This window comes from Micromonospora sp. NBC_00898, assembly GCF_045207895.1.
Lineage (GTDB): Bacteria > Actinomycetota > Actinomycetes > Mycobacteriales > Micromonosporaceae > Micromonospora.
In genome coordinates, this window is the sequence record NZ_CP108775.1 from 1,039,451 (window position 1) to 1,052,537 (window position 13,087).

The window sequence follows — 13,087 nt, forward strand, 5'->3', positions numbered from 1 at the left end:
ATGACCACGACCGCCACGGCGAGCGCGGACGCCGTCGTCGTCGGCGCCGGCCACAACGGCCTGGTGGCCGCGAACCTGCTGGCCGACGCGGGCTGGGACGTCCTGGTCCTGGAGGCGACCCAGGCCCCCGGTGGGGCGGTCCGTTCCGCCGAGGTGACCGCCCCCGGCTACCTCAGCGACCTCTACAGCTCGTTCTATCCACTCGGGTACGCCTCGCCGGTGCTGCGTGGCCTGGACCTCGACCGGTACGGGCTGAGCTGGACGCACGCCCCCGACGTGCTGGCCCACCTGCTGCCCGACGGACGGGCCGCGGTGGTCAACCGGGACCTGGACACCACCGCCGCCTCGCTGGAGGCGTTCGCCCCGGGGGACGGGGACCGCTGGCGGCACGCGTACGCCGACTGGTGCGAGGTGGCAGAGCCGATGCTCGACGCCATCACCGCGCCGTTCCCACCGGTGCGCGGCGGCGTCGGCCTGCTGCGCCGGCTGCGCGTGTCGGGTGCGCTGCGGCTGGCCCGCCGCCTCGTCGTGCCGGTCCGCAAGCTCGGCGACGAACTCTTCGACGGCGCCGGCGGGCCGGCCCTGCTGGCCGGCTGCGCCCTGCACACCGACCTGTCCCCCGAGGAGGCCGGCTCCGGGGTGTACGGCTGGCTGCTGGCGATGCTCGGCCAGCAGGTCGGCTGGCCGGTGCCGGTCGGCGGGGCCCAGAAGATCACCGACGCGCTGGTCACCCGGCTGGCCGAGCGGGGTGGCCGGATCGACTACGGCGCCCGCGTCGACCGGGTGCTCACCGCCCGGGGCCGGGCGATGGGCGTCCGCACCGCCGGCGGCGCCACCTGGCGGGCCCGGCGGGCGGTGCTGGCCGACGTACCCGCGCCGGCGCTCTTCCTGGACCTGGTCGGCGCGGCGGCGCTGCCGCCCCGCCTCGTCGAGGACCTGGCGCACTTCAAGTGGGACGGCTCGACCCTGAAGGTGGACTGGGCGCTGTCCGCGGCGGTGCCGTGGAAGAACCGGACGGTCGCCACCGCCGGCACCGTGCACCTCGGCGCCGACCTCGACGGGCTGACCACCTACTCCGCCGCGCTGGCCCGGGGCGAGATGCCCCGCGACCCGTTCCTGCTGGTCGGGCAGATGTCGGTGGCCGACCCGAGCCACTCCCCGCCCGGTACGGAGTCGCTCTGGTCGTACACCCATCTGCCGTTCCGTCGACAATGGCGGGCCGAGGAGTTCGCCGGACACGTCGAGCGGATGGAGGAGGTGCTGGAGGAGGCCGCGCCCGGCTTCCGGTCGCTGATCGTCGGGCGGCACGTGGCCGGCCCGGCCGACCTGGAGGCCGGCGACCCGAGCCTGGTCGGTGGCGCGCTCGGCGGGGGCACCGCCGCCGCGTACCAGCAGCTCTTCCTGCGGCCGATTCCCGGCCTGGGTCGCGCGGACACCCCGGTGGACCGGCTCTTCCTGGCCAGTTCGTCGGCGCACCCGGGCGGCGGGGTGCACGGCGCGCCCGGCGCGAACGCGGCCCGGGCGGCGCTGGCCCGCGACCGCGCGCTCACCGGCGGCCTGTACGCCGGGGTGATCGACGCCGCGCACCGCGCGATCTACCGCTGACCCCGCGGTCGTCGGGGCAGGGGACTCTTCTTCGCGTGCTTTGCTCTGCTGCACTCCACGCAACAGTTACGCTTCGCGCTCGCCGCCGTGTCGCCCGCCCCCGACGACCGCGGGAAGGTGCAGCTCAGGATGGTGTTGCGGTAGGTGAAGCAGAGCAAAGGGTGCACCGAACGATGACGGCCCCGCCCCGGCCGTCACGACGGGTGACGACGGGGCGGGGCCGGGAAGTGGGGGCTGTCAGTCGCCGAGGTTACGGTGCTTGGCGCGCAGCTTGAACGGCATCAGCGCACTCTCGATCTTGGTGGCGGTGGTCATCTTGGAGATGCCGTCGCGCCGCTCCTCGAAGCGGATCGGCACCTCCAGGATGGTGTGCCCGAGCTTGGTGGCGAGGTAGTGCATCTCCACCTGGAAGCTGTAGCCGTTCGACTGCACCCGGTCCAGCCCGATGTCCCGCAGCGCGTCGGCGCGCCAGATCTTGAAGCCCGCGGTGAGGTCGCGGATCCGCACCTGGAGCAGGGTGTGCACGTACAGGTTGGCCCAGCCGCTGAGGGCCCGCCGGTAGAGCGGCCAGTTCTCGTCCAGCTGCCCACCGGGCACGTAGCGGGAGCCGATCACCACGCCGGCCTGGGTGGAGAGCAGCGCGCCGAGCATGCCCGGCAGCGCCTCCGGCGGGTGCGACAGGTCGGCGTCCATCTGCGCCACGTACTCGGCGCCGCCGTCCAACGCCCGGCCGATCCCGTCCACGTACGCCCGGCCGAGCCCCTCCTTGCCCGCGCGGTGCAGCACCTGTACCCGGTCTGGGTGCTCGATGGCCAGTTTGTCCGCCACCTCGCCGGTTCCGTCCGGGGAGTTGTCGTCCGCGATCAGCACCTTCAGCCCCGGCAGCGGGAGGGCGAGGAGCCGCTCGACCAGCACCGGGAGGTTCCCCGCCTCGTTGTAGGTGGGAACGACGACGGTCAGGCGTGCGTCCTGCCACGGAGCGGGCAACTGCACGGGTTCGATCATCACGGACATCCTTGGTCGGCCGACAGTGTTTCACCTGAGAGGGTAGCCAGTTGCCTCCGCCCGGTCCGCACAGACGCCCGTCCGGAGGCTGCGGAGCGTCGCCCCGCCAGCGGTTCAGCGTAGCTGGCCGGCCAGTGCGGTGGCCGCCAGCGCCAGCCCGCCAAGGGCGAGGGCCGAAGCCGTCGGCTTGTGCGCGCTCACCCAGCGGAGTCCGCCTTCTGCCGGGTGGCGATGTCGGAGAGCCGGCTCAGCTGCTCCGCCGCTGACGGGCCCGCCGGGTTAGCTTCTCGGGGGCGGCGGGTAACGCCGCACCGGGCGGGGGAGTGGTGCGAGGGCCCGCCGGACCCGCCCAGGGCGTCGGGTGGCCGTCGGGCCGGCTCCGCCGAAGATGATGTTTACTCCCCGGGGGCTCGGGAACCCGCCCGCCGTGCGACGGGACCACGAGCGGGATCAGCGCAGGTCAGCCCCGGTTGACCGCGGTCCTCACCGGTTCCCGCCAGGGCTCTTCGACGCGGTGCTGCTGGACCGGGACGGCACCCTGGTCGAGGACGTGCCCTACAACGGCGACCCGGAGAAGGTCCGCCCCGTGCCGGGTGCCCGGGAGGCCCTGGACCGGCTGCGCGCCGCCGGGTTGCGGCTGGCCGTGGTGACCAACCAGTCGGGACTGGCCCGGGGGATGTTCACCGCCGACCAGCTGCGCCGGGTGAACGCCCGGGTGGAGGAGCTGCTCGGGCCGTTCGACACCTGGCAGGTCTGCCCGCACGGCGAGCGGGACGGCTGTGCCTGCCGCAAGCCCGCGCCGGGCCTGGTGCGCGCCGCCGCCCGCGCCCTCGGCACCAGCCCGACCCGGTGCGTCATGGTCGGCGACATCGGCGCCGACATGGACGCCGCCGCGGCGGCCGGCGCCGCGGGGATCATGGTGCCCACCCCGGCCACCCGGCCGGCCGAGGTGGCCTCCGCGCCCACGGTCGTCGACGACCTGCCCGCCGCGGTGGCGCGGATCCTCGACCGGATCGGCCTGGTGGCCGCGCCCGCGTCGGCTTCGCGGCGGGGCACCGTGCTGGTGGTGCGCAGTGACGCCGCCGGTGACCTGCTGGTCACCGGCCCCGGCATCCGCGCCGTCGCCGCCGGCGCCGACCGCGTGGTACTGCTCTGCGGCCCCCGCGGCCGCGCCGCCGCCGACCTCCTACCCGGCATCGACGAGATCATCGAATGGCCCCTACCCTGGATCGACGGCCACCCCGCACCCGTCGACCCCGACGACATCCACCGGCTCACCGACCGGCTCACCACCGCCGACGCCGACGAGGCCGTCATCTTCACCTCCTTCCACCAGTCACCCCTGCCCCTGGCCCTGCTGCTCCGCATGGCCGGCGTACCCCGCATCAGCGCGATCAGCGACGACTACCCCGGCTCCCTGCTCGACATCCGCCACCGCGTCCCGACCGGCGTACCCGAACCCGAACGCGCACTGTCGCTCGCCGCCGCCGCCGGCTTCACCCTGCCCGACGACGACGAGCCTGCGCTGCGGCTGCGCGCCGACCGGCTGCCGGCCGCCCCGGCCGGCCCCGGCGAACCCGGCTACGTGGTGCTGCACCCCGGGTCGTCGGTCCAGACCCGGGCCTGCCCGCCCGAACTGGCCATCCGGATCGTCCGGGTGCTGCACGGCGCCGGGTACCGGGTGGTGGTCACCGGCGGCCCGGACGAGCGGGAACTCACCGCCCGGGTCGCCGCCGCCGGCGGACTCGACCTGGGCGGTCGCACCGGCCTCGGCGAGCTGGCCGCGATCATCGCGCGGGCCGGCGCGCTCGTCGTCGGCAACACCGGCCCGGCGCACCTGGCCGCGGCGCTGCGGGTGCCGGTGGTCAGCCTGTTCGCCCCGACCGTCCCGTACGGACAGTGGGGGCCTTACCGGGTGCCGACGGTCCGGCTCGGCGACGCGGGGGCGGCCTGCCGGGACACCCGGGCCACCCGCTGCCCGGTGCCCGGACACCCCTGCCTCTCCGCCGTCGAGCCGGGGCGGGTGCTGTCGGCGCTGCGGCTGCTCGGCGTACCCGCCGACGCGCCGGCGGGGGCGGTGTTCGCGGGCCCGCCGCGCGGACCGGCGGTGACCGCCACCGGCGGGGTGGCCCGATGAACGTCCTGCTGTGGCACGTGCACGGCTCCTGGACCACATCCTTCGTGCACGGGAAACACCGGTACCTGGTGCCGGTCACCCCCGATCGCGGCCCGTACGGCCTGGGCCGGGCGCGGACCTACCCGTGGCCCGACAACGCCGTCGAGGTGACCCCGCAGGACCTGGCCCGGGCCGACGTGGACGTCGTCCTGCTCCAGCGCCCCGAGGAGTTCGACCTCGCCTGCGAATGGCTGGGCCGCCGGGTGGGCCGCGACGTGCCGGCGATCTACGTCGAGCACAACACTCCCAAGGGCGACGTGCCCAACACCCGCCACCCGATGGCCGACCGGGACGACCTGCTGCTCACCCACGTCACGCACTTCAACGAGCTGTTCTGGGACAACGGCGGCACCCGCACCGCCGTCGTCGAACACGGCGTGGTCGCGCCGGCCGTCGAGTGGACCGGCGAGCTGGACCGGCTCGCGGTGGTGATCAACGAGCCGGTCCGGCGCTGGCGGGTCACCGGCAGCGACCTGCTGCCCCGGTTCGCCGAGATCGCCCCGCTGGACGTCTACGGCATGGGGGTGGCCGGGCTGGCCGACCACCTCGGGCTGCCGGCCGACCGGGTCACCAGCCACGACGACGTCCCGCAGCACGCCATGCACACCGAACTGTCCCGGCGGCGGGCGTACCTGCACCTGTGCCGGTGGACGTCGCTCGGGCTGAGCCTGATCGAGGCCATGACGATCGGCATGCCGGTCGTCGCGCTCGCCACCACCGAGGCCGTGGAGGCGGTGCCGCCGTCCGCCGGCGCCCTCTCCACCCGGGTGGACGTGCTGCTGGAGGCGGCCCGACGGTTCGTCGAGGACCCGTCGGCGGCCCGCCGGGCGGGCGCCGAGGCCCGGGTGGCCGCCCGGAACCGCTACGGCCTGGACCGTTTCCTCGCCGACTGGGACCGGCTGCTGGAGGAGGAAGTATGCGCGTCGCGATGATCTCGGAGCACGCCAGCCCGCTCGCCGTCCTCGGCGGCGAGGACGCGGGCGGCCAGAACACGCATGTCGCGGAGCTCTCCGCCGCGCTGGTCGCCGCCGGCCACGACGTCCGCGTCTACACCCGCCGCGACGCCGTGGACCTGCCCGTGACCGTACGGGCCCCGGACGGCTTCGAGGTGGTGCACGTGCCCGCCGGCCCGGCCGAACCCGTCGCCAAGGACGAACTGCTGCCGTACATGGCCGAGTTCGGCGGCTGGCTCGCGGAGCGGTGGCGCACCGGCGACTGGGAGCCCGAGGTGATCCACGCGCACTTCTGGATGAGCGGCCTCGCCGCGCTCGCCGCGGGCCGGCGCACCGGGGTGCCGGTGGTGCAGACGTACCACGCGCTCGGCACGGTGAAGCGGCGCCACCAGGGGGCGCAGGACACCAGCCCGCCGGGCCGGGTGCGGCACGAACTCCAGCTGGGCCGGTCCGTCGACCGGGTGGTCGCCCAGTGCCAGGACGAGGTCGGTGAGCTGGTCCGGATGGGGGTGCCCCGGTCCCGGATGACGATCGTCCCGTCCGGGGTGAACCTCGGCACCTTCGCCCCGCTCGGCCCCGCCGCCGAGCGGGACCACGACCGGCCGCGGATCCTCACCGTCGGCCGGCTGGTGGAACGCAAGGGCTTCCAGGACGTGATCCGGGCGACGGCCCTGGTCCCCGGGGCGGAGTGCGTGGTGGTGGGTGGCCCGCCGGCGGGGCTGCTGGAGACCGACCCGTACGCGCTGCGGCTGCGCGCCCTCGCCGACTCCCTCGGCATCGCCGACCGGGTCAGGCTGGCCGGTGCGGTGCCCCGCGAGGAGATGGGCCGTTGGTACCGCTCCGCCGATGTGCTGGTCGCCGCCCCCTGGTACGAGCCGTTCGGGCTCACCCCGCTGGAGGCGATGGCGTGCGGCGTACCGGTGATCGGCACCGCCGTCGGCGGGCTGATCGACACGGTGGTCGACGGGCGGACCGGCGACCTCGTGCCGGCCCGGGACCCGCAGGCGCTCGGCGCGGCCATCCAGCGGCTGCTCGGCGACCGGATCCGGCGCTTCGCGTACGCCACGGCGGCGCTGGAACGGGCCCGCCGCTGCTACTCCTGGTCGACCACGGCGGACCGGCTGACGGAGGTGTACGGCGAGGTGGTTGCCGTGCGTCGGCCGACCCGGGTGGTCGCCTGATGGCGGCGCCCGGCCGCACCGGCGACGGCGCCGGAACACTGCTGGACACCCACCTGGGCCACCTGGCGGCGGCGCTGCTGCCGTTCCGGCGGGCGGAGGGGCTGCTCGCCCGCTGGGGCACCGAGCTGGCCTGGACCCTCGCCCGGGGCGGCCGACTCCTCGTCGCCGGCAACGGCGGCAGCGCCGCCGAAGCCCAACACCTCACCGCCGAACTCGTCGGCAAACTCCGCGACGATCGCGAACCCCTGTCCGCCATCGCCCTGCACGCCGAAACCAGCGCCCTCACCGCCATCGGCAACGACTACGGCTACCACGAGGTCTACGCCCGCCAGGTCCGCGCCCACGGCCGCACCGACGACATCCTCCTGCTCATGTCCACCAGCGGCACCAGCACCAACCTCCTCACCGCCGCCCAGGCCGGACACGACACCGGACTACGTTGCTGGGCCTTCACCGGACCCACCCCCAACCCCCTCGCCGACGCCTGCGCGGAGACCCTGGCCATCGACTCGCCGGAGAGCCAGGTGGTGCAGGAGCTGCACCTGGTCGCCACCCACGTGCTCTGCGAGTACGTCGAGCGGGCGCTGCCGGCGGCGCTCGCCGGCCGGACCGCGCAGCCGGAGGCGCTCGCCGGCCAGGTGGCGCAGCCGGCGTCGACCACACCCGCCCGCTCCACGCCGGTGCGCACCGGCGTGGAGGTGGTGCTCGCTGACGAGGCCCCGGAGGTCGAGGCCCGAGGAGGAGGTCGAGCGTGACGGGACCCGTGGTGGTGATCGGTGACACCCTGCTGGACCGAGACGTCGAGGGGGTGGTGAACCGGCTCTGTCCGGACTCCCCGGTGCCGGTGCTCGACGAGACCACGTACGTCGACCGGCCCGGGGGCGCCGGCCTCGCCGCGGTCTTCGCCGCCGCCGAGGGGGTGGAGGTGGCGCTGGTCACCGCCATCGCGGACGACGCGGGCGGGGCCCGGCTCAGCACGCTGCTGGCCGCCGCGGGCGTGCAGTTGTACGCGCTCCCGTTGGCCGGGGCCACCCCGGAGAAGATCCGGTTGCGGGTCCGCGGCCGGGTGCTGTTGCGGCACGACCGGGGCGGGACGCCCGGCGAGCCGGGTGAACCGGGCGAGGCGGTGCTGCGGCTGATCGCCCGGGCGTCCGCGGTGCTGGTCAGCGACTACGGCCGGGGGGTCGCCGGGCAGCCGGCGCTGCGGGCCGCGCTCGCCGCCACCCGGGCGCCGGTGGTCTGGGACCCGCACCCGCGTGGGCCGGCGGCGGTGCCGGGGGTGCGCCTGGCCACCCCGAACGAGTTCGAGGCACGGGAACTGGCGAAGGCGCCGCCGGGCGCCTCCCGGCTGGTGACCGCGTCGCGGGGCGCGCAGGCGCTGCGCGACCGGTGGCGGGCCGGCGCGGTGGCGGTGACGCTCGGCGGCGACGGGGTCCTGCTCTCCCACGCCGGTACCACCCCGCTGGTGGTGCCCGCACCGGCCAGCGCCGAGGGGGACACCTGCGGGGCGGGGGACCGGTTCGCGGCCGCGGCCACCCTCGCCCTGGCCCGGGGCGCGCTGGTCTCCGAGGCGGTGCAGGTGGCGGTCGCCGAGGCGTCCGCGTACGTGGCGGCCGGGGGCGTGGCCGCCGCGCTGCCGGCGCCGGTCCCGGCCGGTCCCGCCCGGTCGGCCGCCCAGGTCGGACCGGCCCTGCAGGCCGCGCCCGGCGGCGGCGAGGACCGGATCGGTCCGGCCGCGGCCGGCGCGGTGATCGCCGGGGTACGTGCGGCCGGCGGCACGGTGGTCGCCACCGGGGGCTGCTTCGACCTGCTCCACGCCGGACACGTGGCCACCCTCCAGGCGGCCCGCCAGCTCGGCGACTGCCTGGTGGTCTGCCTCAACTCCGACAGTAGCGTCGTCGGCCTCAAGGGGCCCGAGCGGCCGGTGGTGCCGCAGGGCGACCGCAGCCGGCTGCTCGCCGCGTTGAGCTGCGTCGATGCCGTGCTGATCTTCGACGAGCCGACCCCGCACGCGGCCCTGTCCTGGCTCCGCCCGGACATCTGGGTCAAGGGCGGTGACTACGCCACCGGCGGCGGCGAGGAGACGCTGCCGGAGGCGGAGATCCTGCGGCGCTGGGGCGGGCAGACCGTGGTCGTGCCGTACCTGGACGGCCGGTCCACCACCGACATGATCGCCGCGGCCCGCACCGGCCGCCGCGGGACAACCGGCGGGCCGACCGTGGCCCGGCCCGGCGCGACGGCCGTCCGGTCGACGGCGGAGGGAGCACGATGAGCGCCAGTTCCCCGGGGGCGGGCCCCACCGTCCTGGTCACCGGCGGCGCGAGCGGCCTCGGCGCCGCCGTGGTCACCGCGGTCGCCCGGGCCGGCGGCCGGCCCCTCGTGCTGGACCGGCACCCGCCCGGCGACGGGGTGCCGTGGGTCGAGTGCGACCTGGCCGACACCCGGGCCGCCGAGGCGGCGACCCGCGAGCTGGCCGAACGCTCCGGCGGCCTGGACGCCGTGGTCACCGCGGCCGGCACGGACGTCCCGGGCAAGCTGGCCGACGTGCCCGGCGAGACCTGGGAACGGATCGTGACGGTGGACCTGCTGGCCACCGCGGCGGTGATCCGCGCCGCGCTGCCGTACCTGGAGGCCTCGCGGGGCAGCATCGTCACCGTCGCCTCCACCCTCGGGGTGAAGGCGGTCAGCGACGCCACCGCGTACTGCGCGGCGAAGTTCGGGGTGGTCGGGTTCACCCGGGCCCTCGCGGCGGAGCTCGCCGGGTCGGTCGCGGTCACCCTGCTGATCCCCGGCGGCATGCGCACCGCGTTCTTCGACGAGCGGGACGAGCAGTACCGGCCGGGTCCCGACGCCGCGCTCAACGAGCCCGCCGACACCGCCGCCGCGATCATGTTCGCCCTCTCCCAGCCACCCGGATGTGCGGTACGGGAGATGGTGGTCTGCGCCGAGCAGGAGTCGTCGTACCCGTGATCCTGGTCCTCCGGGCGCTCGGGGTCGGCGACCTGGCCACCGCGGTCCCGGCGCTGCGCGGGCTGCGGGCCGGATTCCCCGACCGGGAGCTGGTGCTGGCCGCCCCGGCCTGGCTGGCGCCGCTGGCCGACCTGGTCGGCGGGATCGACCGGGTGCTGCCCACCGACGGGCTGGACCCGCCGGCGTGGCCGGCGCCGTCACCCGAGGTGGCGGTCAACCTGCACGGCCGGGGCCCGCGGTCGCACCGGTTGCTGGCCGCCGCCCGGCCGGGCCGGCTGCTCGCCTTCGGCAACGCCGAGGCGGGGCACGCCGACGGCCCGGAGTGGGACGACGACGAGCACGAGGTCCGCCGCTGGTGCCGGCTCCTGCACTGGTACGACCTGCCGGCGGACCCCGCCGACCTGGCGCTGCTGCCGCCGCCCGCGGCGGCCGTCCCGGCCGGCGCCACCGTGCTGCACCCCGGCGGCAAGGTCCACGCCAAGCGCTGGCCGGCGGAGCGGTTCGCCGCGCTCGCCCGGGCGTTGACCGACCGGGGCCACCGGGTGGTGCTGACCGGTTCGGCCGACGAGCGGGACCTCGTCGCCCGGGTGGCCGACGCCGCCGGGCTGACCCCGGACGCGGTGCTCGCCGGCCGGACCGGCCTGGCCGAGCTGGCCGCCCTGGTGGCCGCCGCCCGGCTGCTGGTCAGCGCGGACACCGGGGTCGCCCACCTGGCCACCGGGTACGGCACCGCCTCGGTGGTGCTCTTCGGACCGGTTCCGCCGGCCCGCTGGGGGCCGCCGCCCGACCGCCCCCGGCACCGGGTGCTCGACGCCCCCGACCGGACACGTATCGACCGTGCTCGGACCGGGCCGGGCGGGGTAGGAACGCCGCCGACGTTGGCGGCCATCCCGGTCGACGAGGTGCTGGCCGCCGTGGACGAGGCGGAACGGGCGGTGCGGGTCTCCGGTGCGGTTGCGGCGTAGCGATCCGGGCAGGCCGGGGTACGGGCGCCGGCGGCGCGGCAAGGGCTGGCTCTTCGTCGACGCGAAGGGCGAGCCGGTGCGCGTTCCCGACGAGCTGGCCCGGCTGCGCGACCTGGTCATCCCGCCGGCGTGGCAGGGCGTCTGGATCTCGCCGTACCCGAACGGGCACATCCAGGCCACCGGCGTCGACGCGGCCGGTCGCAAGCAGTACCTCTACCACCCGATGTGGCGCCAGAAGCGGGACGAGGCGAAGTTCGACCACGTGCTGGAGGTGGCTCACCGGCTGCCGGTGCTGCGCGATCGGGTCGACCACGACCTGGCGTTGCGCGGGCTGCGGCGCGAACGGGTCCTCGCCACCGTCGCCCGGCTGCTCGACATGGGCATGTTCCGGGTCGGCAGCGACCAGTACGCCACCGGCGACGACCCGACCTTCGGCGTGGCCACCCTGCGCCCCGAGCACGCCCGGTCCCGGCGAGGGTGCGTGGTCTTCGAGTTCCCGGCCAAGGGGGGCATCGACCAGGTACGCCGGATCGAGGACCCGGAGCTGTGCCGGGTGCTGACCAACCTGCGCCGCCGGCGGCGGGCCGAGGAACGGCTCTTCGGCTACTGGGACGGCCAGAGCTGGCGCGACGTGCGCAGCGACGAGGTCAACGACTACCTACGCGACGCCAGCGGCGGGGAGATGACCGCGAAGGACTTCCGTACCTGGCACGCGACGGTGCTGGCGGCGACGGAGTTGGCCACGGTGGGCCGGCAGCGGTCGGCGACGGCCCGAAAGAGGGCCGTCGCGACGGTGATGCGGTCCGTCGCCGAGCTGCTCGGCAACACCCCGACCGTGGCCCGTACGTCCTACGTGGACCCTCGGGTGGTGGACCTCTACCACGACGGGGTGGTGGCGCCGGTCGAGCCGGAGATGCCGCGCGGCGACGTGGAGCAGGTCATCCTGGCGCTGCTGGAAGAGGCCTGACCGGCCCCGTCGTCAGTCCTGGGGGGAAGTACGACGAGGCCGGAGTCGGCGTGTCCGGTGGTCCCGGTGGTCCCGCCGGTGCGAGCGGGAACCCCTCGGCACCGGGCGGCCGCCCGCGACGGACCGCCGCGGGCGCCTCGCCACGGCCCCCCGATACCAGTGGGCCGCGCCGGTTTCCCGGGTGACGGCCCGGGACAATTATGTCCGACCGCGGTTGACGATGGACGCCGCGACGTTGACGATGCGTGCCGAGGTGCCGGCGCGGTCGTGCCCCTGCCGTCAGTCGCCGAGCACCTGGGAGAGCCGGTCCCGGAAGCGGCGCTCCGAGTCGCTGACCACGTCGCCGCCGAGGCCCAGGATGCCGCCGCTGGACGCCGCGGTCATCACCTGCTCGGCGATCTCCACCAGCCAGTGCCGGTACGCCCCGGCCTGGCCCTCGTCGACCCGGGCGGCCAGCAGGGCCGCCGCCTGGCCGGCCCGGGCCAGCACGTCGTCGATCATCGCCCGCGGGTCGGCGGGCTCGATGACCGGCAGTTCCTCGCCGGCCTCCGGGTCGCCCACCCGGGCGACGATCTCGCCGGCGACGGCGGCCACCAGCGGGCTGGCCGACTCGCGCCCGGCGGCGATGCCCTCCAGCCCGGCGGCGTTCTCGGCCATGGTGCGCTTGGTGCCGTCGGACTCGGCCGCGCTCGCGGCGGTCAGCACCGACTGCGGCAGGCCGACCAGCAGCCCCCACTCCTCGTCGGAGAATCCGAACCCGGTGTACGCCGGCTGCTCGATCACGACAACAACACCCCTCTCATGGCTGACGTGGCGCGGGCGGTCCGGCCGCGTACGGCGCTGGTGCCCTGATCCGGAACAGGTTAATCCAGAGCCCACTCCCTCGCTGTTGAGAAAGATGTCGTACGGGTGGTGTTGGCTTCGGTTCATGCCTCGCCGGTGGGACCCTGCCTCGCCACCGGTCGTGCATCGCACGGCGCGTGTGGCGGTGCGGGTGACGCCTGGGCAGCGGCGGCGGTGCTTCGGCCTGCTGCGGTCAGCCGGCGATGTGTGGGCATGCGTGTTGGAGATCAACTCCTGGCGGCGTCGCCGTCACGACGTGCCGCTGGTGGGCTACCAGGAGTTGTGCCGAGAACTGGCGGCATCCGGGCGGGGTACGTTCACCGAGCTGGACTCCGTGGGTGCGCGGTCGGTGTTACGTCGGTTTTCGGATGCGTGGTATGCGGCTGCTAAACGACGCAAGGAGGGTGACCGGTCGACGCGGT

The 13,087-nt window shown here is 75.7% G+C and carries 11 protein-coding genes; 9 read left to right on the forward strand and 2 right to left on the reverse strand.

The genetic code is table 11. The annotated features are described in order from the left end of the window. Window positions 1-1,605 carry a phytoene desaturase family protein gene (locus tag OG799_RS04935; protein WP_406043514.1) on the forward strand — a complete coding sequence of 535 codons (1,605 nt, stop codon included), beginning with the start codon at window positions 1-3 and terminating at the stop codon, window positions 1,603-1,605. 237 nt (window positions 1,606-1,842) lie between these two features. On the opposite strand, the gene OG799_RS04940 is transcribed toward OG799_RS04935, so the two are convergent. Then, a complete protein-coding gene (locus OG799_RS04940; protein ID WP_406043516.1) occupies window positions 1,843-2,610 on the reverse strand; it encodes a polyprenol monophosphomannose synthase in 768 nt (255 codons plus the stop codon). Between the two features lie 391 nt (window positions 2,611-3,001). Between OG799_RS04940 and OG799_RS04945 the strand changes: the two genes are divergently transcribed. From OG799_RS04945 to OG799_RS04980, 8 genes are read left to right on the forward strand one after another with little or no spacing between them, the layout of a single operon-like run. After that, window positions 3,002-4,747, forward strand: coding sequence for an HAD-IIIA family hydrolase (locus OG799_RS04945; protein ID WP_406043518.1), 1,746 nt, complete (start codon window positions 3,002-3,004; stop codon window positions 4,745-4,747). Next, the gene (locus tag OG799_RS04950; RefSeq protein ID WP_406043520.1) at window positions 4,744-5,718 is read left to right on the forward strand and encodes a glycosyltransferase; all 975 of its coding nucleotides are present in this window, start codon (window positions 4,744-4,746) and stop codon (window positions 5,716-5,718) included. Before OG799_RS04945 ends, OG799_RS04950 begins: the two co-directional genes overlap by 4 nt. Further along, window positions 5,703-6,920, forward strand: a complete 1,218-nt coding sequence (locus tag OG799_RS04955) for a glycosyltransferase (RefSeq protein WP_406043522.1) — start codon at window positions 5,703-5,705, stop codon at window positions 6,918-6,920. The genes OG799_RS04950 and OG799_RS04955 overlap by 16 nt, the downstream gene beginning before the upstream one ends. Continuing rightward, window positions 6,920-7,675 (forward strand): SIS domain-containing protein, encoded by a 756-nt coding sequence (locus OG799_RS04960; RefSeq protein WP_406043524.1) that lies wholly within the window; start codon window positions 6,920-6,922, stop codon window positions 7,673-7,675. The genes OG799_RS04955 and OG799_RS04960 overlap by 1 nt, the downstream gene beginning before the upstream one ends. Then, complete coding sequence (locus OG799_RS04965) at window positions 7,672-9,192, forward strand: PfkB family carbohydrate kinase (RefSeq protein ID WP_406043526.1); 1,521 nt, start codon at window positions 7,672-7,674, stop codon at window positions 9,190-9,192. Before OG799_RS04960 ends, OG799_RS04965 begins: the two co-directional genes overlap by 4 nt. Then, complete coding sequence (locus OG799_RS04970) at window positions 9,189-9,890, forward strand: SDR family oxidoreductase (protein ID WP_406043528.1); 702 nt, start codon at window positions 9,189-9,191, stop codon at window positions 9,888-9,890. Before OG799_RS04965 ends, OG799_RS04970 begins: the two co-directional genes overlap by 4 nt. Beyond that, window positions 9,887-10,855 carry a glycosyltransferase family 9 protein gene (locus OG799_RS04975; protein ID WP_406043530.1) on the forward strand — a complete coding sequence of 323 codons (969 nt, stop codon included), beginning with the start codon at window positions 9,887-9,889 and terminating at the stop codon, window positions 10,853-10,855. The genes OG799_RS04970 and OG799_RS04975 overlap by 4 nt, the downstream gene beginning before the upstream one ends. Then, on the forward strand, window positions 10,839-11,822 hold the full coding sequence (locus OG799_RS04980) for a DNA topoisomerase IB (protein ID WP_406043532.1): 984 nt from the start codon (window positions 10,839-10,841) through the stop codon (window positions 11,820-11,822). The genes OG799_RS04975 and OG799_RS04980 overlap by 17 nt, the downstream gene beginning before the upstream one ends. A 279-nt stretch (window positions 11,823-12,101) precedes the next feature. Here OG799_RS04980 and OG799_RS04985 read toward each other — a convergent pair whose 3' ends face one another. Then, a complete protein-coding gene (locus OG799_RS04985; protein WP_406043534.1) occupies window positions 12,102-12,605 on the reverse strand; it encodes a hypothetical protein in 504 nt (167 codons plus the stop codon). Between the last annotated feature and the right edge of the window lie 482 nt (window positions 12,606-13,087).

What these genes read in the sequence shown, in the direction of transcription:
- OG799_RS04940 (WP_406043516.1), bottom strand. Translation starts at nt 2,610, where the DNA reads ATGATCGAACCCGTGCAGTTGCCCGCTCCGTGGCAGGACGCACGCCTG.
- OG799_RS04960 (WP_406043524.1), top strand. Translation starts at nt 6,920, where the DNA reads ATGGCGGCGCCCGGCCGCACCGGCGACGGCGCCGGAACACTGCTGGAC.
- OG799_RS04945 (WP_406043518.1), top strand. Translation starts at nt 3,002, where the DNA reads ATGTTTACTCCCCGGGGGCTCGGGAACCCGCCCGCCGTGCGACGGGAC.
- OG799_RS04950 (WP_406043520.1), top strand. Translation starts at nt 4,744, where the DNA reads ATGAACGTCCTGCTGTGGCACGTGCACGGCTCCTGGACCACATCCTTC.
- OG799_RS04955 (WP_406043522.1), top strand. Translation starts at nt 5,703, where the DNA reads ATGCGCGTCGCGATGATCTCGGAGCACGCCAGCCCGCTCGCCGTCCTC.
- OG799_RS04970 (WP_406043528.1), top strand. Translation starts at nt 9,189, where the DNA reads ATGAGCGCCAGTTCCCCGGGGGCGGGCCCCACCGTCCTGGTCACCGGC.
- OG799_RS04935 (WP_406043514.1), top strand. Translation starts at nt 1, where the DNA reads ATGACCACGACCGCCACGGCGAGCGCGGACGCCGTCGTCGTCGGCGCC.